Genomic DNA, 18,095 nt, shown 5'->3' on the forward strand with positions numbered 1-18,095 from the left:
GTGGTCGGTCCCCGGTTTTCTACCTGACGCATTAATCGAAGGATATGGAATGCTCATCGTCTTCAGCGGCCTTCCCGGCACCGGAAAAACGACTATCGCCAATGATCTCGCCGCGACAACAGGCGCCATGTACCTGCGGATCGATACTATTGAGCAGGCGATTCGAAACTCGGGCGCTCTTGCGCAAGATGTGGGGCGCAGTGGTTACATGGTCGCCAATGAGCTTGCGCGGAGTAATCTTCGTTTGGGCCGCACGGTCATTGTTGATTGTGTCAATCCCGTCCTCGAAAGCCGGATCGCGTGGAGCGAAATCGCCTCACAGGCCAGTGTCCGATTAGCAAATATCCAAGTGGTCTGTTCCGATAAAGATGAACATCGACGCCGGGTCGAAACAAGGATGGTTGATGTTCCAGGGCTGACTCCACCAACCTGGCAATCGGTACTGGATCATGAATATGAGCCATGGGATGAAGCTTCGTTTTGCATAGACACAGCCTTGGTCTCTCCGGTGCAAGCGGTCTCGATGATCATCGACCGATTCCTGTCCCGTGAGTAACGTCGGCGCGCGGCGCAGTCCACTCAGAACTCCGTGTCCAGCGCCAACGCTCCCTGAATCCACCGATCCAAACTCCGGTTTTTTCAGTACCTGCCGTTCATCCATTGCCCGGCACTTGCAGTTGCCCAGACATCTCTGATGTTTAAGCGTGGAAATCCCTCGCGTCAGAACGGAGAGCCAACATGGAAATCGACGAGAATGCCCCTGGGAACAAATCCCAGCAGGACGTAACCCGTGGCACCGATAATGAAACAGGCCACGATCCCAAGAAGGACGGCCCCGAGGTTCCATTGCCGGCGGATGATGAGGCTCCTGTCGAGGAGGATATGTCTGATGTGGAGGCCGCCGATTCGGTGGCCAGTGAGCATCCCGACGCTTAGCTTTCGTCCTTGCTGATTTATGGCAAAAGCGGGCGACTTATGAGTCGCCCGCTTTTTGTAGGTCTCAGTTTCTAAAAGCAAGGACTCGGTCCGGTTGTCTACCGCTTGCGCAGACATCAATCCGGGGATCTGCTTGATCTTGCGCGAAAAAATGATGCTGGTATGGTGGCGCCTCGTTTAAATCAGCGTTCAAGAGGGATCTTCTATGCACTCATTTTTCGCCAAGACCTTTGGGGGTCTTACTACCAGCTACTACATCCGCCAATTCCTTTTTGGGCTGGTGTTCGCTGTGATGATCATCTCTTTGGCGGCCAATGGCCCTGGGGGAATCGGTGCCAAGCCTGGGCTGATTGTGTTGGCGGTCATCAACTCATTGCTCTATCCGTATTCTCGGTTCGTCTACGAAAGCGTTGTTGGCTACATCATGGGTAACAACGTTTTCTTCGTGAATGCGCTGTTCATGCTGATAGTGAAGGTTTTCACCATGGCGATGTGCTGGTCGTTGGCGATTTTCATAGCACCGGTGGGGCTGGCGTATCTGTTCTGGCGTAATAGCCGGTCGGCGGTTGAGTAAGTCAGCAGTTCAGTGCGTTCGCAGTGATAACTGACGAGAATGGCTAAAGGAAGCCCTACATTGAATCGTAGGGCTCCCTATGACTTCTTTGTTGACACGGTTCCTGTCTTGCGGCCCTGGGTTGTTCAAGTGACGCAGCAAATATTTTAAGAGGCCATCTCTTGTCGAACGTAGAATCTCGCCTGCATGAACTAAAGCTCAATCACATCTACGACGGCTTCAAACAGCTGCTCCCCATTTCTCTGTTCGTCGTTGTATTCGGCGTCGCCTTTGGCCTGGCCGCAGCGCAGTCGGGGTTGAGTGATGTTTCAGCCGTGCTCATGAGCACGCTGGTATTCGCCGGCGCTTCTCAATTTGCTGCGCTGGATCTGTGGGGCCAACAGGTCCCGGTCGTTCCGTTGATGATCACCGTCTTTGCCATCAACGCCCGGCACCTGTTGATGGGCGCCACGCTCTACCCATGGCTACGGGAGCTGCCGGTTGCCAAGCGTTATGGGGTGATGCTGGTGGTCTCGGACGCCAACTGGGCCATGGCGATGCAAGCGTTCAGCCGTGGAAAACCTGGGCTGGGGCTTTTATTTGGCGGTGGCATCGCGCTCTGGGTTGCCTGGATCCTGGGCAGTTGGCTGGGGCTGCACTTTGGCAGCGCCATTGAAGACCCGGTCAGTTTCGGGCTCGACATGGTGATGGGGTGTTTCCTGTTGGCGATGGTCGTGGGCGGGAAGAAGAACCTGCGCATGCTCATCATCTGGACGGTGGCGGCCTGTTCATCGCTGTTGGCCTACTGGTATCTGCCGGCTAACAGTCATGTCGTGGTGGGGGCTTTGGCGGGAGGTATTCTGGGCGCGTTGTGGATGGAGAAAAAACAATGAATATCGACACGGCGGGCCATGGCACCCTGATGATCATCCTGATCATGGCCATCGTGACGTTGGCGACCCGCTGGGGCGGTGTTTTCGTGATGTCATTCGTGCCGATCAACTATCGGGTGCAGCAATTCATCACGGCAATGTCCGGCTCGGTATTGGTGGCCGTGCTCGCCCCGTTGGCGATCGAGGGTGACAACGGCGCGCGCCTGGCTTTGCTGAGCACCGCAATCATCATGGTGATCGTGAAGAAACCTCTGCCGGCGATTGCGGCCGGGATACTTGCAGCCGCTTTGGTCAGGCAGTTCTGAAACCATGTCGCCCGCTCACAAGCGGGCGATGAATTCCAAGTAACACAGGTCAGAAGTTCAGGGCCAATGCCTCCCCAAACGAGTGGTCCTGAACGCCGGCCATGAAGTGTAGTGGCATCTTCTGTTTCGCCTCGACCGGCGCAATGTCAAAACTACCGACTATTTGACTGTGAAGTGCACGTAGCCGTATCGACTCTTCTTCCTTTGCCTTTGCCATTCTCGCGTGGTTCGCTGCGATTTCATTGAGAGTTGACACGGTACATCTCCGGTGACTGACCAGCAGTGATAAGACGGCCGCCGCGTCAGGGTTACGTCGCCCTGGGGCTGCCATGACAAGTCGGTGCAAACCCTGAGCCAGACGTGGCGGCGAAATGCGCGTCACCTTCCATTAGCGACGAATGGTGGGCACCGGGAAACTCTAACCGCCCACAGATGAATATTTAAAGACGCGGGCGACTTCTCAAGCGTCTGTGTCGGCGCCATAGCCGGCCGGCATGCCTGCCGTCTTGCTGAAGAACGCGACCCCGGTGATGCCGATCAGGCTGGTGGCAAGCGCCAGCAGCAGGATCACCTGCTGCGTTCCGACGGGCGCTGCCAGCAGTGCGACCAGCAGCCCCGCCAAGGGCTGTGACAGGTTGTTGAGCAGGGTAATGACGCCGACGGTCTTGCCAAAATCCTTGGCTGGAATGACCTGCTGGCGAATGCTGCGCATGTAGACGTTGAACATCTTGTCGAAGCCGACGATCAGCAGAAATCCGACGACGTAACCCCACACTGTCGGGCTGAATGCTGTGATGAAGGCGCCGGCGGCGATCAGCGTGTAAGACACACTGCCCAAGACTCTCAAGGGCAAGGTCACCCGCGCCAGGAAGAACAGAATGATGATAGTGGTCACGGCCCCGGCTGCCTGTAACCAGGCGTAGTAGTCCTTGCCGGCGCTGTACTCGCCGATCACCATGGCCGCCGAGGTGGCGAGGGTGACGCCGATGATCAGGTTGACCCCTGCGGCCAGGCCGATGATTTTTTTCAGCTCGGCCAGGTTGCGGATGTGACCGAAGGCAATGCGCAGCGGGTTCAGCCAGACGTCGTGATGTTGCTCGAAGGTTTCCAGCGTAACCGCGCTGGTGCGCTGCCAGAACAGCATGGCCAGGTCCGCCAGCAGGAACAGTACGGCAATCGCCAGCACCACCCAGTGCCAGGCCCATACCTCCAGCATCAGCGCGGCGATCAGCGGGCCCAGCACCAGCCCGGTCTGGTCGGCGATCTGCGAGTACGACAAGGTCTTGGTGTAGGTGTAATGCTTGAAGATGTAGGGCATCACCACTTCGCGAGCCATGATGCCCTGGGTGGTCAATACACCGCAGACCGCCGAGAGGGCGACGATCCAATAAATGCCGCCAAAAATCATGAAGAGCACCACGGCGGCGATGCACATCACGGCGCGATAAACCTGGCTGATGTGCAGGATTCGAATGGGCGAGAACTTGTCGCACAGCGCCCCGCAGATCGGGAACGACAGAAAGCGTGGCAGGGATTCGACGAAGAAAGCCAGGCCCGCCCAGGAGACGCTTTGGGTGGTTTGGAAAACAATCAGCGGGACGATGAACAGCAGTATCTGGTCGGCCAGCCGTGAGAGGAACATTGAAACGAAAAAGGCCAGGTAATCCTTGCGCATGGAGCTCCTTGGGAACGTCGTTGTACTGTATCGGGCCTTGCTGTCAGCGCGCAGTATGATATGGAACTAATATCACTGTTAGCCTCTATATTCACAGGGATGTTCCCTTTTCAGTGAGAACCACCATGTTCAAATCGCGCTCGTTGATTGTTGCGGTTACCTGCTTCGCCCTCGTGGCGGGTTCTACCGCTGTAGTGGCGAACCCGGGTAACGACAAGGGGAACGCCAAATTCGATCAAGGCCAGGGTCAAGGACAAGGAAACAAAGGCGGGCAGGGCAACAAGGGCGGTCAAGGCAATCCAGGTAGCAATCAGGGCGGCAAAGGTAACCAGGGCGGCAAGGGCAACCCATCGGGTGGTGATTGGCACAACGGCCCCAGCATCGACCGCGGCGGCATTCTCGGCCTGGTGAGCGGTCACCGTGATTATTGGAGCCCCGGTCCGCCACTGCCGCCGGGTATCCAGAAAAACCTCGCCCGAGGCAAGCCGTTGCCACCGGGTATTGCCAAGAAGCTGGATGGGCGTTTGTTGGGGCGCCTGCCGCACTATGACGGGTACGAATGGCAGCAGGTGGGCACGGACCTGATTCTGGTGGCGATTGCCACCGGCATCATCTATGAAGTGCTGAACGGTGCGTTCGACTAAAGCGCCAATGGAATAAATAGCAGCCTCATTCGGAGTGATGCCAGTCAGTTAAGCGAATCGCCTGTGGGAGTGAGCAAGCCCGCTCCCACAGGTTTTGCATCAGCTTTCAAGTTGTCGCAGGCGCTTGTACAAGGTGTTGCGGCTGACCCCCAGCCGCCGCGCCAGGTGCGAAATGTTCCCGCCCACCGCCTGCAACTGGCGGTTCAGGTCCTCGACATCGTTCAGGTCGACCATCAGCGGCTCCGGTGTTTCCACCGGCTCCATTTCAAGATCAATGAAGAAGTCGTCTGGCAGATGTTCCGGGCGGATCGGCTGCTCTTCGGCCATTGCCAGGGCCACTTGCAGCACGCTGCTGACCTGGCGCAGATTGCCTGGCCACGGATGGCGTTCGAACAGATCCAGCACTTCGCGGCTCAGGCCGGCCCATTGTGTGGGTTCACGGTGGTGCTCCCAAAGACGTTTGAACAGGGCCTGTTTGTCATTGCGTTCGCGCAGGGGCGGCAGTTCCAGGGTCAGGCCGCCGATGCGGTAGTACAGGTCTTCGCGGAACCGGCCCAGTTGCACCTGTTCGCGCAACGAGCGGTTGGTGGCGGAGATGATACGAATGTCCACTGCAAACAGCTCGGCGCTGCCCACCGGTTGCACGCAACGCTCCTGCAATACTCGCAGCAATCGGGCCTGGGTCGGGAGGGGCATGTCACCGATCTCATCGAGGAACAGGGTGCCGCGGTCGGCCTTGCGGATCAGGCCGATACTGCCTTTTTGATTGGCGCCGGTGAAGGCGCCTTTTTCATAACCGAACAGTTCCGATTCCACCAGCTCGGCGGGGATCGCCGCGCAGTTGACCGCAATGAACGGCTGCTTGCTGCGGGAACTGGCCTGGTGAAGGGCTTTGACGAACACTTCCTTGCCGACCCCGGTTTCGCCGTGGATCAACAGAGGAATGTCTTTCTCCAGCAAGCGTTCGGCCTGGCGTACGGCTTTTTCCACGCGGCTGTCGCCGAAGTGCAGGGTATTGAGGCTGATCACGTTCGCGACGGGGGCGGACGAGGGCGCTGGCTCGCTGAAGACCCGGGCCTTGACCGTCACCTGTTGCGGGCGTCTGAGCAAACACTGGAAGCGATTGCTCCCCGACGCTTGCAGGGCGAACGGCAGGCCGTCGGGCTGGTTCAGCAGCTCCAGCAGCGAAACCTTGAACAGGCTTTCGATGCTCACCCGTGACAGGCGCAGTCCCAGCAGATTGTCGGCGCGACGGTTGGCGGAAAGCACCTGGCCGGTTTCATCGAAAATCAGCAGCCCGGCCCATTGGCTGTCGAGGTTGTTCAATCCGGTGTTGAAGGTCAGCTGGAAATGTTCACCGCGAAACAGGTTGAGGATCAGCCGGTTTTCCACGGTCTGGCTCATCATCTTGACCATGCCCAGGGTGTGGGAGGGCGGCAGGTAGCTGTCGCTGGAAACGTCCAGCACCGCGATGACCTTGCGCTCGGCATCGAAGATCGGCGCGGCGGAGCCGGTCATGAAGCGGTTGGCCTTGAGGAAGTGTTCATCGTGTTCGATGTGCACCGCCTGTTCACAGGCCAGTGCGGTGCCGATGGCATTGGTGCCGCTGCAGCGCTCCATCCAGCTCGCCCCGGCGCTGAAGCCATGGGCCAGTTTCGGTTCGATAAAGCGCTGGGTCCCCCACGAGGTCAGCACCTGGCCCTGGTTGTCGGCCAGCATGATCAGGCAATTGGAGTTGCTCAGGATATTCTCGTAATACGGCAGGACTTCCTGGTGGGTGGTCTGCACCAGCGAATGCTGGCTTTCCAGCAACTGGGCAATGCCTTCGGCGGGCAATTGATCGAAGGCAGGCACACTCTGGTGATTCAGGCCAAAGGCGCGGCAGCGGGACCAGGAGGCCTGGATGATGGCTTCGTGGGACAAGGCTGGAGCAGGTGCGGCCATGGGGCACTCTCGCAGATGTTGTTTTTATTGTTGTGATAAGTCTCGCACATCCTCCTTGTGCTGGGGCATGCCTGAATGTCACTTGATACACGAAACCTGTGGGAGCGAGCCTGCTCGCGATAGCGTTTGATCAGTAGCATTGATGGGCCTGACACAAAGCTATCGCGAGCAGGCTCGCTCCCACAGGATCGAAGTCAGGCCGGCCGAAAACCTTTATTCAGTGTTGTTCAAAATTGTTCATTGTCAACCAGCAATCTGTTCAGTTGTTCAGTCAGGTTGTTCATTTTCGTTCATCAACGAACGTTCTTTTCTGAAGGAAAAGAGAAAAAATCAACAGGATCATGAGCTTGTGATTTCTGGCACGGCTTTCGCTTTTAGACTCGGGTCGCTTGACTCCAAATAATAAAAAGGCCGAGCCATGTCATTAACGCTTGAGCACATTTGTCGCACCGTCGAAGGCCAGACCTGGATCGACGATGCCAACCTGAGTTTCGAACCCGGATCGTTCAACGTTCTGCTGGGCCGCACGCTGTCCGGCAAGACCAGCCTCATGCGCCTGATGGCTGGTCTGGACAAGCCCGACAGCGGTCGCATCCTGATGAACGGCGTTGATGTCACCCAGCGCCCGGTGCGCCTGCGCAACGTGTCGATGGTCTATCAACAGTTCATCAACTACCCGACCATGACGGTGTTCGAAAACATCGCCTCGCCGCTGCGCCAGGCCGGTGTGTCCAACGAGGTGATCCAGAGCAAGGTGCTGGAAACCGCGAAGATGCTGCGCATTGAGAAGTTCCTGCAGCGTCACCCGCTGGAATTGTCCGGCGGCCAACAGCAGCGCACCGCCATGGCCCGGGCGCTGGTCAAGGACGCCGAACTGATCCTGTTCGACGAGCCCCTGGTGAACCTGGACTACAAGCTGCGTGAGGAACTTCGCCAGGAAATGCGCGAACTGTTCCAGGCCCGCCACACCATTGCCGTCTACGCCACCACCGAACCCAACGAAGCCCTGGCTTTGGGCGGCACCACGACGATTCTGCATGAGGGCCGGGTGATCCAGAGCGGCAAGTCGGCCTCGGTGTATCACCAGCCGCAAACCGTACTGGCCGCCGAGCTGTTCTCCGAGCCACCGATCAATCTCATGCCGGGCCGCATCGCCGGCAATGAAGTAAGTTTCGCCAATTTCGTGCACTTTCCGCTGAACGTCGATCTGCGGCCGGTGGGCGAGGGTGAGTTCCGCTTCGGTGTGCGGCCCAGTCATATTTCCCTGGTGCCGAGCAACGACGACGACCTGGAACTGGCGGTGACCGTCGAGGTGGCCGAGATCAGCGGTTCGGAGACATTCCTGCACGTGCGCAACGAGCATTTCCTGCTGGTGCTGCACTTGTCCGGCGTCCATGAATACGACGTGGATGAGCCGATCCGCATCTACATTCCGACCCACAAACTGTTTGTCTTCGATGCCCAGGGCAAGCTGGTCCAAGCCCCAGGCCAGCGTATTGCGAGGGTTGCCTGATGGCTGAAATTCGTTTGCAGAACCTCGCCCACAGCTACACCAGCACCCCGGCGGGCCCAGAGGATTACGCGATCCGCGAGATGAACCACATCTGGGAGCAGGGCGGCGCCTATGCGTTGCTCGGGCCATCGGGCTGCGGCAAATCCACCTTGCTCAATATCATTTCCGGACTGCTGAGCCCCTCTGAAGGCCAAGTGATGTTCGACAGCAAAGTCGTCAACGACCTGACCCCGGAGCGTCGCAACATTGCCCAGGTGTTCCAGTTCCCGGTGGTGTACGACACCATGACGGTGTTCGACAACTTGGCCTTCCCGCTGCGTAACCAGGGCATGGCCGAGGCGAAAATCCACACCAAGGTGCAGGAAATCGCCGAGGTCCTGGACCTGCAGAACCTGCTGGACAAAAAGGCCCGCAACCTCACCGCCGACGAAAAACAGAAGGTCTCCATGGGGCGCGGGCTGGTGCGCGACGATGTGTCGGCGATCCTCTTCGATGAACCGCTGACGGTGATCGACCCGCACCTGAAATGGAAACTGCGGCGCAAGCTCAAGCAGATCCACGAGCAGTTCAATATCACCATGGTCTACGTCACTCACGACCAGCTGGAAGCGTCCACCTTCGCCGACAAGATCGCGGTGATGTATGGCGGTCAGATCGTGCAGTTCGGTACGCCCAGGGAGTTGTTCGAGCGTCCGAGCCACACCTTTGTCGGCTATTTCATCGGCAGCCCGGGGATGAACCTGATCGAGGTCACGGCACAACCCGGCGGCGTCGGTTTCGCTTCCACCCACTTTCCGCTGTCCGAAACGTTGCAACGCGGTATTGCCCAGGCCGAAGGCAAAAGCCTGAAGGTCGGTATTCGTCCTGAATTTGTCCATGTCTGGGACGGGCCTTACGACGATGCGATGCGGGCCGATGTGGTCCACGTCGAGGACCTGGGCACCTACAAGATCCTCACCCTCAACCTCGATGGCGCGCCGATCAAGGTGCGCCTGGCCGAAGACAAACCGGTGCCCGAAGGCACCGCGTACATCAGTTTCCCGGGCCAATGGCTGATGGTGTATGCCGATGAATACTTGCTGGAACCGTTGAGTGAGGTGCAGCCATGAACAAGGTGCAGAACAACAAGGCCTGGTGGCTGGTGTTGCCGGTGTTCCTGCTGGTGGCGTTCAGTGCGGTGATCCCGATGATGACCGTGGTCAACTATTCGGTGCAGGACATCTTCGACCAGTCCAGCCGCTATTTCGTCGGTGCCGATTGGTACAGGCAGGTGCTGCTCGATCCGCGGCTGCACGACTCGTTGCTGCGCCAGTTCATCTATTCGGCGTGCGTACTGCTGATCGAGATTCCGTTGGGCATCGCCATCGCCCTGACCATGCCGACCAAGGGCAAATGGTCGTCCCTGGTGTTGATCATCCTGGCGATCCCGCTGCTGATTCCATGGAACGTGGTGGGCACCATCTGGCAGATTTTCGGCCGCGCCGACATCGGCCTGATGGGCTCCACGCTCAACGCCATGGGCATCAACTACAACTATGCGGCCAATACCATGGACGCCTGGGTCACGGTATTGGTGATGGACGTCTGGCATTGGACGTCCCTGGTGGCGCTGCTCTGCTATTCCGGGTTGCGGGCGATTCCGGACGTGTATTACCAGGCCGCGCGAATTGACCGGGCCTCCAACTGGGCGGTGTTCCGGCATATTCAGTTGCCGAAAATGAAGAGCGTGCTGCTGATCGCGGTGATGCTGCGTTTCATGGACAGCTTCATGATCTATACCGAGCCGTTCGTGCTCACCGGCGGCGGACCGGGTAACGCCACCACGTTCCTGAGCCAGACCCTGACTCAGATGGCCATCGGTCAATTCGACCTGGGCCCGGCGGCAGCGTTTTCCCTGGTGTACTTCCTGATCATTCTGTTGGTGTCGTGGCTGTTCTATACCGCCATGACTCATTCCGACGCCAACCGTTGAGGCCCGCGCCATGAGCAAGAGAAAGCTGATTCCGTTGCTGATCTACATCCTGTTCCTGCTGGTGCCCATCTACTGGCTGCTGAACATGTCGTTCAAGAGCAACACCGAGATCCTCGGCACCCTGACGCTGTGGCCCCAGGATTTCACCTTCCAGAACTACAAGGTGATCTTCACCGACCCGAGCTGGTACACCGGTTACCTGAACTCGCTGTACTACGTCAGCCTGAACACGGTGATTTCCCTGGCTGTGGCGTTGCCGGCGGCCTATGCGTTTTCCCGCTACCGGTTCCTGGGGGACAAACACCTGTTCTTCTGGCTGCTGACCAACCGCATGGCGCCGCCAGCGGTGTTCCTGCTGCCGTTCTTCCAGCTGTACTCGTCCATCGGGCTGTTCGACACTCATATCGCTGTGGCCTTGGCCCATTGCCTGTTCAACGTGCCGCTGGCGGTGTGGATCCTCGAAGGGTTCATGTCCGGGGTGCCGAAAGAAATTGACGAGACTGCCTACATTGACGGCTACAGTTTCCCCAAGTTCTTCGCGAAGATCTTCATCCCGTTGATCGGCTCCGGCATCGGCGTCACGGCGTTTTTCTGCTTCATGTTTTCCTGGGTCGAACTGTTGCTGGCGCGCACCCTCACCTCGGTGAATGCCAAGCCGATCGCGGCGGTCATGACCCGTACGGTCTCGGCATCGGGTATCGACTGGGGCGTGCTGGCGGCGGCGGGGGTGTTGACTATCCTGCCAGGCATGCTGGTGATCTGGTTCGTACGCAACCATGTGGCCAAGGGCTTTGCCCTGGGCCGGGTCTGAGGAGACGATGATGGAATGGATGAACTGGACCGGCCCGACGGCGGCCTTCTTTGGTGTCATCGCCTTGCTGCTGGCAGGCATGACTACGTGGGAACTGCGTTCGCCGAGTATCCCTCGGCGCGGTTTCCTGCCGATTGCCACCACCCGTGGCGATCGGTTGTTTATCGGTCTTCTCGGTAGCGCCTACCTGCATCTGCTGGTGATCGGCGCCACCGACTGGAGCATCTGGATAGCGTTCGCGTTGTCTTTGGTGTGGCTGTTGGCAGTGATGCGGTGGGGCTAGTCGAAGGTTCGACGATCAGGCTCTTAAACCCAAACAGGAGGTCTCTATGTTCGATAAAAACAATAAGCTGCGACATAGCGTTTCATTGGCAGCCGTGCTGGCACTCAGCGGGTTGAGCGCTGCGGCCTGGGCCGACGCCTATGAAGACGCGGCGAAAAAATGGATTGGCAGTGAATTCAAGCCGTCTACCCTGACAGCCGAACAGCAGCTCGAAGAGCTCAAGTGGTTCATCAAGGCGTCCGAGCCATTTCGCGGCATGAAAATCAACGTGGTGTCGGAAACCATCGCCACCCACGAATATGAATCCAAGGTGCTGGCCAAGGCCTTCAGGGACATTACCGGGATCGAGCTGACCCACGACCTGTTGCAGGAAGGCGACGTGGTGGAGAAGCTGCAGACCCAGATGCAGTCGGACAAGAACATCTACGACGGTTGGGTCAATGACTCGGACCTGATCGGCACGCACTTTCGCTACGGCAAGACCGCATCGATCACCGATATGATGGCCAACGAAGGCAAGGCCTACACCTCGCCGACCCTGGATCTCAAGGACTTCATCGGCACTTCGTTCACCACCGCGCCGGACGGCAAGCTCTATCAACTGCCGGACCAGCAGTTCGCCAACCTGTACTGGTTCCGCGCCGACTGGTTCGAGCGGGCCGACCTGAAGGCCAAGTTCAAGGAAAAGTACGGCTACGAGCTGGGTGTACCGGTGAACTGGTCGGCTTATGAAGACATTGCCAAGTTCTTCACTGAAGACGTCAAGGAAATCGACGGTAAGCGCGTCTACGGTCACATGGATTACGGCAAGAAGGATCCGTCCCTGGGCTGGCGCTTTACCGATGCCTGGTTCTCCATGGCCGGTGGCGGCGACAAGGGCCTGCCCAACGGCTTGCCGGTGGACGAGTGGGGGATTCGCGTCGAGAATTGCCATCCGGTCGGCTCCAGCGTGACCCGTGGCGGCGACACCAACGGCCCCGCGGCTGTGTTCGCCACCACCAAATACGTGGACTGGATGAAGAAGTACGCGCCACCGGAAGCGGCGGGCATGACCTTCTCCGAATCCGGCCCGGTGCCGTCGCAAGGCAACATCGCCCAGCAGATCTTCTGGTACACCGCTTTTACGGCCGACATGACCAAACCGGGCCTGCCGGTGATGAACGCCGATGGCACGCCGAAATGGCGCATGGCGCCGTCGCCGCGCGGACCGTATTGGGAAGAGGGCATGAAGCTGGGCTATCAGGACGTGGGCTCCTGGACGTTCCTCAAGTCCACGCCTGAGAAGCAGAGGCTGGCCGCCTGGCTCTATGCGCAGTTCGTGACGTCCAAGACCGTATCGCTGAAGAAAACCATTGTAGGTTTGACGCCGATTCGTGAGTCGGACATCAACTCTCAGGCCTTGACCGATCTGGCGCCGAAACTCGGTGGGCTGGTTGAGTTCTATCGCAGCCCGGCCCGTGTGCAATGGACCCCGACCGGGACCAACGTGCCGGACTATCCACGCCTGGCTCAGCTGTGGTGGAGCCACATCGCCGAAGCCGCCAGCGGCGAGAAGACTCCGCAACAGGCACTCGACGGGTTGGCCAAGGATCAGGACGCAATCATGACCCGTCTGGAACGCTCCAAGGCCCAGGCCACCTGCGCCCCGAAAATGAACCCTGAGCGCGACGCGCAATACTGGTTCGACCAACCGGGCGCACCGAAGCCGAAACTGGCCAACGAGAAGCCTAAGGGTGAAACCGTGAGCTACGCCGAGCTGCTGAAATCATGGGAGGCGGCGCGTAAATAAGCTGGACCTGCAATGAATGAACGGCACCGTAAGGTGCCGTTTTTTTGTGCCCGGCCCCTCGACGCGCAAAACGGTGGGAGCAAGGCTTGCCGCGATGGCGGTGGCACATCCCGCATTAATGCCAACTGACCCACCGCCATCGCGAGCAGGCTCGCTCCCACAGGGGGATTGGGTAGCGGATTTGAATCAGCCCGCCTTGGCCGGGCTGATAGGAGGGTGTCCGGCCACTGGCGATGGCCCGGCTTTCATCAGGGCCTCCAATGCTTGGCGGTAGGTGCTGCCCGCCAGGTTCATGCTGTTGTTGTGGGTTGCGCCTGGCACCAGCAACAGACGCTTTGGCTCCAGGGCGGCGTTGAATAATTGTTCGCTCAAGCGTGGTGGGACGTAGCGGTCGGCGGCGCCGTGCACCACCAGCAAGGGCATGTTGATCTCGCGGATCTTGTCGATGGAGTCGAACTTCTGCGACAGCAGCCAGCGCACCGGCAGGGAGGTGTTCGCCATGGCGGTGGCGACATCGCCCAGGGAGGTGAACGTGGATTCGATGACCAGACCTCGGGCGGGCACGAGGCTGCCGTCTTTCGCCGCCTTCTGGCCAAGCTCCGCGGCGAGGTCTACCGCCACGGCGCCACCCAGTGAATGGCCGTAGATCAGCCGCAGGGCCGGGTCCGGTTGCAGCACTTCAAGACGCTGCCAGGCAATGCGCGCATCTTCATAGACGCTGGCTTCCGACGGCAGATCGCCCTGGCTTTTGCCGAAACCACGGTAATCGATGGCCAGCACCGAAAAGCCCAGGGCCCTTAACTGCCGAATACGAAACAACTGACCGGTCAGGTTCCAGCGCACCCCGTGCAGGTACAGAATCGCCGGCGCGTTCTTGCGTTCGGCCGGCCACCACCAGCCGTGGATATTTTCCCCGGCCTTGAAGCTCTTGGGCTTGAGGTCGAACTCCTGCACGTCGCCCGGCAAGCCGCTGAACCAGGTTGCCGTACCCGGCTCGATCCGAAACACCAGTTCACGTTCCTTGTGCTGCAACACGCCACAGCCCACCGGCAGCCCGACCACCATCGCGCTCATGCACAGCAAAGCCAGCCAGCGTCGCCCAAGGCGGGAGAGAAGAGACGAAGACATCGATGCGATTCGCTACTCAAGGCATGAAGGTGCTTTTTATCAGATTCGCTGGAAGGGTGGAGGGATTTCGGATGGCTTGTTGTCGCGTATCCTAAATCACTGCACATCCCCATATTGGGTCAATATCAAAGCCTTCACCGCCGCGCCGTACGCCACCCTAGGTACGCCCGACAGGCGTTTATGCAACACTTGGGTCAGTGAGTCCCCTGGCATCAGGCTCGCGTCGCCAAAGTCTTCATCCAGGTGCAGTGGATGAACGATTACCTCAAGCGAGCCGTGACCTGGCGGCGCGGCGTGGTGCAGGTCGGCGGGTGTGCAGACGTAGTCGGCTGTCGCGCCGCACAGGCTGCGCAGGCGACGGTTGAGCATGGTCTTGAACAGGCGCTTGGGCAGGTTGAGATTCGCCCCCAGGTTACGCGCCAACCGAATCGGCACGCCGTGTCGGGCGGCAAAGCGGGCCACCAGCTCTCCAATGGGCCAGATGTTATGTACGTGTTGATGAGAATCGAGGTGGCTAGGCCGCAGGCCATGGTCCAGGCAGCGTTGCCATTGGGCATCAAGCTCTTCCTGTACCGCGCGGAGGTCCTTTGAACCAAGGCGCAGGCAGTAGCGCGAGAGGTTCAGGTCGAACTCGCCGTTCGTGTCGCAAAACTCCGGTCGCGAAGCAATGGTCTGGCTCAGCGGGCGGCCGAAGCTGAGATTGAAATGCAGGCCGATTCGGCCGTCGAGTAGCGGTTTGCGGGCCATTTCACAAGCTTGCTCGAAAGCCGGCATGTTGGCCATGGCCGTGGCCGAACTGATCACGCCAGCCTCGAAGGCCCGCAGAATCAGGGAGTTTTCGTTGAGATCGAGTCCGAAGTCGTCAGCGTTGACGATCACTTGGCGTGGCATTCACATTCTCCTGGCGCTTGGGGGTAGATGACGAAGTCGCTGTCGCGCTTTGCCCGGTCGGGCGCTTGCGCAGTAACGGTTTCAGGCTTTTCCATAACCGCAAGGCGAGCCCCAGTACCAGGCCATCGGGCTGCCATGAATAAAAACTCCAACGCCAGTGCTCCAGTTGTCCGGTCATGCGTTCATGCAGTTGATGGCTCGAGTTCTCCAGGCTGACCCGCGAGGCATCGATCCAGCGCCAGTTGTCATCCAGCCCCCAGCGAATCCACTCCTCGAGCAGAACCCGACCACTGCCCAGGTCGGCATGCTGTGGCAGGAACGCCAGGTTGTAGTCGTACAGTCGTCCCTGATCCAGCAGGCCGAGGCGATAACTGATGCAGCGACCGTCCAGTTCCAGTATCACCACCCGCACCATGCCCTCGGCGGCGAGCGCAGTGAAGGCGTGATTCATCCATTGCCGACGGCTGGGGTCGGCGAAAATGCCGACACCTTCTTCTCCTTTCCAACTGGCTGCCTCGACTTCGGCAAGGTCGTGCAGCAGCAGCCCCATGCTGATGGCATCGGGTGTCACCCGGCGGATTTGGGCACCGCATGCGGCGATCCGCTTGCGCGCCCGGCGTAACTTGTAGCGCGGATCACCGGATATCTCCTGGCGGTCGCTGTCGCTGATCAAATGCACCGGCACCCGGCAACTGAGTCGCCGTTCCCCGGTCGAGCTCAGGGCCATCCAGGCACTGAGGACGCTTCCTTCACCCACCGGTTCGGTCACTTCATTCAACTGTAGTAACGCATGGGGCAGATGTTGGCGGATCTGCATCAGCGCCTCTGCCATACCCTCGGTGTCCAGACGTATCAGCGGCGCGATGCGGTCAGCCAATGGATAGCCCAAGTGACGCAATACCCGGAAACGCAGCCCACAGATACGTTCGCGCCCCGAAATGAGCGGCAGACACAGGCACAGTGTCTGATCCTGCCAGCCAAGCAGTATGTTGAGCTGCTGATCTGGCAGCAGCGCAAATTCCGCCGCTTGCAGCCAGGCCAATGTGTTGAACGGTGTAGTGTCGGGCACCAGGGTTCGCAGCTGTTCATAAGCTGTTGCAGGGAACTGCGCCGCGCCCAAGGAACGGCACCATTGGAACCTGATCGCCATGGACATCAGGCCGCCGCAGTGGTGGCGGACGGCTGGGCCGGTTTGCGAAACGGGTCCAGTAGTGAGCCGCTATAGAACGTGTCGCGGAAAAAACGCCAGCGGCCAAACAGGCAATACACGTGGGTGATTTGTCCGCGCTCCTGATAGTCCATGCGCAGGTGCAGTTTTACGGCTGGAATGTTCTCCAGATCGCAGACGTCGACTACTTTGTCGCTGCCTTTGTCGGCCATGGTCTTCCAGAGATCCAATTGCACATCCACCGATAGCTGACTGCCCCAATAGGCGCGGATCATTTCACCGCCGAACTCGAAGAACTCGCCCGGCTTGACCGGGAACCAGCAACCATAGAAATGGCGGTCGAAATAGTCGCGTTGACTGCCCCAGATGAAAGCGACGGTGTTGCCCTTGTCGTCCAGATACATCAAGCCGGTGTGGCCTTCGGCTGCCAGCTCACGCATGGTCTCGACACGGTCGCCGAAGTGAGTGGCGAAAGCGTCGGCGTTGCTGGTAGTGATGACTTCCCTGCGCAAAAGTGGATAAGGCTTAAGTTTGCAAGGCCGCACAGGACTGACCAGATCCCGCTCCATCCATATCAGTTGGGAGTGAAAAAACACGTAGCGTCTGCACAGCTTTTTGAGCACGGTGCGCAGGCCTTTCTTCTGAATGCGATCACGCAATTTTTGCAGAACGTTCATAGTGCCTCCTGACGGGTGGCGGGTTGGGAAATGGCCCCCATCGCGAGCTGGCTCGCGATGGGGTTTTGGCTGACGAGCGCACTCATGCTGATGTCCCCATCAGCCTCCGGCGCATCGGCAGCCAGTCGCTGGGCAGGATGATCTGTGTCTGCCACGGCGCCACACCGCTGGGACGGCAAGGAGCGACACCATTTGAGCCGGATCGCCATGGACATCAGGCCGCCGCAGTCGATGCAACCGGCTGATCCGGTTTTTGAAAAGCGCCCAGTGCCGAGCCGCGGTAAAACGTGTCGCGGAAAAACCGCCAGTGACCGAACAGGCGATACACGTGGGTGATCTTGCCGCGCTCCTGGAAGCCCATGCGCAGGTGCATCTTGATCGCCGGGATGTTTTGCAAGTCGCAGACATCGACCATCGTGTCGCAACCTTTGTCAGCCATGATCTTCCAAATTTCCAACTGCATGTCCGCCGACATCCTGGAACCCCAATAGGCACGGATCATCTCGCCACCGAACTGAAAGTACTCGCCAGGCTGGATCGGGAAGTTGCAGCGATAGAAATGGCGGTCGAAATAGTCTCGCGTACTGCCCCAGGCGAAACCCACGGTGTCGCCTTGAGCATCCAGGTACATCAAGCCTGTGTAGCCCTCCGCCGCCAGCTCGCGCATGGTTTTGACGCGGTCGCCGAAGTGCCGGGCAAACGCGTCGGCATTGCTGACCGTGATGAACTCCAGGCGCATTGGTGGGTAGGGTTTGAGGTTATGCGGGGGAAGCGGGGTCCGCACATCGTGCTCCAGCCACACCAGTCGGGAGTGGAAATACGCGTAGCGCCTGAACAGCTGTTTGAGCACAGCGCGCAGGCCTTTCTTCTGGATGCGATCACGCAATTTTTGCAGGGACTTCATGGTGCCTCC

20 protein-coding genes are annotated in these 18,095 nt (G+C 59.1%); 12 read left to right on the plus strand and 8 right to left on the minus strand.

What is annotated here, in order from left to right; all coding sequences use genetic code 11:
* Positions 1-49 precede the first annotated feature (49 nt).
* The 5 genes from HQ912_RS10330 to HQ912_RS10350 all read left to right on the plus strand — a co-directional run bounded on the left by HQ912_RS10330 (position 50) and on the right by HQ912_RS10350 (position 2,687).
* Positions 50-556, plus strand: a complete 507-nt coding sequence (locus HQ912_RS10330; protein ID WP_047228563.1) for an AAA family ATPase — start codon at positions 50-52, stop codon at positions 554-556.
* Positions 557-738: 182 nt separating this feature from the next.
* Complete coding sequence (locus HQ912_RS10335; protein WP_047228562.1) at positions 739-936, plus strand: hypothetical protein; 198 nt, start codon at positions 739-741, stop codon at positions 934-936.
* A 205-nt stretch (positions 937-1,141) separates the two neighbouring features.
* Entirely contained in the window at positions 1,142-1,510 is a 369-nt protein-coding gene (locus HQ912_RS10340; RefSeq protein WP_047228561.1) for a hypothetical protein, read from the plus strand.
* Positions 1,511-1,671: 161 nt separating this feature from the next.
* Complete coding sequence (locus HQ912_RS10345) at positions 1,672-2,382, plus strand: AzlC family ABC transporter permease (RefSeq protein ID WP_173406747.1); 711 nt, start codon at positions 1,672-1,674, stop codon at positions 2,380-2,382.
* Entirely contained in the window at positions 2,379-2,687 is a 309-nt protein-coding gene (locus HQ912_RS10350) for an AzlD family protein (protein ID WP_076383940.1), read from the plus strand. The genes HQ912_RS10345 and HQ912_RS10350 overlap by 4 nt, the downstream gene beginning before the upstream one ends.
* 49 nt (positions 2,688-2,736) lie before the next feature.
* Here HQ912_RS10350 and HQ912_RS10355 read toward each other — a convergent pair whose 3' ends face one another.
* Positions 2,737-2,943, minus strand: a complete 207-nt coding sequence (locus tag HQ912_RS10355; protein ID WP_047228558.1) for a hypothetical protein — start codon at positions 2,941-2,943, stop codon at positions 2,737-2,739.
* A gap of 204 nt (positions 2,944-3,147) precedes the next feature.
* Positions 3,148-4,362: an MFS transporter gene (locus tag HQ912_RS10360; RefSeq protein ID WP_173406748.1), complete on the minus strand. Its 1,215-nt coding sequence runs from the start codon at positions 4,360-4,362 to the stop codon at positions 3,148-3,150.
* A 125-nt stretch (positions 4,363-4,487) separates the two neighbouring features.
* Here HQ912_RS10360 and HQ912_RS10365 point away from each other — a divergent pair, with 125 nt between their 5' ends.
* Positions 4,488-5,006 (plus strand): anti-virulence regulator CigR family protein, encoded by a 519-nt coding sequence (locus tag HQ912_RS10365; protein WP_107322251.1) that lies wholly within the window; start codon positions 4,488-4,490, stop codon positions 5,004-5,006.
* A 99-nt stretch (positions 5,007-5,105) separates the two neighbouring features.
* On the opposite strand, the gene HQ912_RS10370 is transcribed toward HQ912_RS10365, so the two are convergent.
* Positions 5,106-6,950, minus strand: a complete 1,845-nt coding sequence (locus HQ912_RS10370; RefSeq protein ID WP_173406749.1) for a sigma-54-dependent Fis family transcriptional regulator — start codon at positions 6,948-6,950, stop codon at positions 5,106-5,108.
* Between the two features lie 418 nt (positions 6,951-7,368).
* Here HQ912_RS10370 and HQ912_RS10375 point away from each other — a divergent pair, with 418 nt between their 5' ends.
* The 6 genes from HQ912_RS10375 to HQ912_RS10400 are packed head-to-tail and all read left to right on the plus strand — an operon-like array spanning position 7,369 to position 13,318.
* Positions 7,369-8,463 (plus strand): ABC transporter ATP-binding protein, encoded by a 1,095-nt coding sequence (locus HQ912_RS10375; RefSeq protein ID WP_047228554.1) that lies wholly within the window; start codon positions 7,369-7,371, stop codon positions 8,461-8,463.
* Positions 8,463-9,572, plus strand: coding sequence for an ABC transporter ATP-binding protein (locus HQ912_RS10380; protein ID WP_047228553.1), 1,110 nt, complete (start codon positions 8,463-8,465; stop codon positions 9,570-9,572). Before HQ912_RS10375 ends, HQ912_RS10380 begins: the two co-directional genes overlap by 1 nt.
* Positions 9,569-10,435 (plus strand): carbohydrate ABC transporter permease, encoded by an 867-nt coding sequence (locus tag HQ912_RS10385; protein ID WP_047228552.1) that lies wholly within the window; start codon positions 9,569-9,571, stop codon positions 10,433-10,435. Before HQ912_RS10380 ends, HQ912_RS10385 begins: the two co-directional genes overlap by 4 nt.
* 10 nt (positions 10,436-10,445) lie before the next feature.
* On the plus strand, positions 10,446-11,246 hold the full coding sequence (locus HQ912_RS10390) for a carbohydrate ABC transporter permease (RefSeq protein ID WP_047228551.1): 801 nt from the start codon (positions 10,446-10,448) through the stop codon (positions 11,244-11,246).
* A gap of 10 nt (positions 11,247-11,256) precedes the next feature.
* Positions 11,257-11,529 (plus strand): DUF2160 domain-containing protein, encoded by a 273-nt coding sequence (locus tag HQ912_RS10395; RefSeq protein ID WP_047228550.1) that lies wholly within the window; start codon positions 11,257-11,259, stop codon positions 11,527-11,529.
* A 46-nt stretch (positions 11,530-11,575) separates the two neighbouring features.
* The gene (locus HQ912_RS10400) at positions 11,576-13,318 is read left to right on the plus strand and encodes an ABC transporter substrate-binding protein (protein ID WP_047228549.1); all 1,743 of its coding nucleotides are present in this window, start codon (positions 11,576-11,578) and stop codon (positions 13,316-13,318) included.
* 186 nt (positions 13,319-13,504) lie between these two features.
* Here the strand turns inward: HQ912_RS10400 and HQ912_RS10405 are convergent, their stop codons facing one another.
* From HQ912_RS10405 to HQ912_RS10425, 5 genes are all read right to left on the minus strand, one after another.
* Positions 13,505-14,446, minus strand: a complete 942-nt coding sequence (locus tag HQ912_RS10405) for an alpha/beta hydrolase (RefSeq protein ID WP_076383943.1) — start codon at positions 14,444-14,446, stop codon at positions 13,505-13,507.
* Positions 14,447-14,542: 96 nt separating this feature from the next.
* On the minus strand, positions 14,543-15,337 hold the full coding sequence (locus HQ912_RS10410; RefSeq protein ID WP_173406750.1) for a ChbG/HpnK family deacetylase: 795 nt from the start codon (positions 15,335-15,337) through the stop codon (positions 14,543-14,545).
* A complete protein-coding gene (locus HQ912_RS10415) occupies positions 15,309-16,487 on the minus strand; it encodes a GNAT family N-acetyltransferase (protein WP_173406751.1) in 1,179 nt (392 codons plus the stop codon). Before HQ912_RS10415 ends, HQ912_RS10410 begins: the two co-directional genes overlap by 29 nt.
* A 5-nt stretch (positions 16,488-16,492) precedes the next feature.
* Positions 16,493-17,182 (minus strand): hypothetical protein, encoded by a 690-nt coding sequence (locus HQ912_RS10420; protein ID WP_047228547.1) that lies wholly within the window; start codon positions 17,180-17,182, stop codon positions 16,493-16,495.
* A 214-nt stretch (positions 17,183-17,396) separates the two neighbouring features.
* Positions 17,397-18,086 (minus strand): GNAT family N-acetyltransferase, encoded by a 690-nt coding sequence (locus HQ912_RS10425; protein WP_076383944.1) that lies wholly within the window; start codon positions 18,084-18,086, stop codon positions 17,397-17,399.
* Positions 18,087-18,095: the final 9 nt, after the last annotated feature.

Origin of the sequence: Pseudomonas sp. MPDS (assembly GCF_013283895.1) — a bacterium.
GTDB classification, from domain to species: Bacteria; Pseudomonadota; Gammaproteobacteria; order Pseudomonadales; family Pseudomonadaceae; genus Aquipseudomonas; species Aquipseudomonas rhizophila.

Coding starts and splice junctions, on each gene's coding strand:
- HQ912_RS10330 (WP_047228563.1), top strand. CDS start 50: ATGCTCATCGTCTTCAGCGGCCTTCCCGGCACCGGAAAAACGACTATC.
- HQ912_RS10335 (WP_047228562.1), top strand. CDS start 739: ATGGAAATCGACGAGAATGCCCCTGGGAACAAATCCCAGCAGGACGTA.
- HQ912_RS10340 (WP_047228561.1), top strand. CDS start 1,142: ATGCACTCATTTTTCGCCAAGACCTTTGGGGGTCTTACTACCAGCTAC.
- HQ912_RS10350 (WP_076383940.1), top strand. CDS start 2,379: ATGAATATCGACACGGCGGGCCATGGCACCCTGATGATCATCCTGATC.
- HQ912_RS10360 (WP_173406748.1), bottom strand. CDS start 4,362: ATGCGCAAGGATTACCTGGCCTTTTTCGTTTCAATGTTCCTCTCACGG.
- HQ912_RS10365 (WP_107322251.1), top strand. CDS start 4,488: ATGTTCAAATCGCGCTCGTTGATTGTTGCGGTTACCTGCTTCGCCCTC.
- HQ912_RS10370 (WP_173406749.1), bottom strand. CDS start 6,950: ATGGCCGCACCTGCTCCAGCCTTGTCCCACGAAGCCATCATCCAGGCC.
- HQ912_RS10375 (WP_047228554.1), top strand. CDS start 7,369: ATGTCATTAACGCTTGAGCACATTTGTCGCACCGTCGAAGGCCAGACC.
- HQ912_RS10380 (WP_047228553.1), top strand. CDS start 8,463: ATGGCTGAAATTCGTTTGCAGAACCTCGCCCACAGCTACACCAGCACC.
- HQ912_RS10385 (WP_047228552.1), top strand. CDS start 9,569: ATGAACAAGGTGCAGAACAACAAGGCCTGGTGGCTGGTGTTGCCGGTG.
- HQ912_RS10390 (WP_047228551.1), top strand. CDS start 10,446: ATGAGCAAGAGAAAGCTGATTCCGTTGCTGATCTACATCCTGTTCCTG.
- HQ912_RS10395 (WP_047228550.1), top strand. CDS start 11,257: ATGGAATGGATGAACTGGACCGGCCCGACGGCGGCCTTCTTTGGTGTC.
- HQ912_RS10400 (WP_047228549.1), top strand. CDS start 11,576: ATGTTCGATAAAAACAATAAGCTGCGACATAGCGTTTCATTGGCAGCC.
- HQ912_RS10405 (WP_076383943.1), bottom strand. CDS start 14,446: ATGTCTTCGTCTCTTCTCTCCCGCCTTGGGCGACGCTGGCTGGCTTTG.
- HQ912_RS10410 (WP_173406750.1), bottom strand. CDS start 15,337: ATGCCACGCCAAGTGATCGTCAACGCTGACGACTTCGGACTCGATCTC.
- HQ912_RS10415 (WP_173406751.1), bottom strand. CDS start 16,487: ATGGCGATCAGGTTCCAATGGTGCCGTTCCTTGGGCGCGGCGCAGTTC.
- HQ912_RS10420 (WP_047228547.1), bottom strand. CDS start 17,182: ATGAACGTTCTGCAAAAATTGCGTGATCGCATTCAGAAGAAAGGCCTG.
- HQ912_RS10425 (WP_076383944.1), bottom strand. CDS start 18,086: ATGAAGTCCCTGCAAAAATTGCGTGATCGCATCCAGAAGAAAGGCCTG.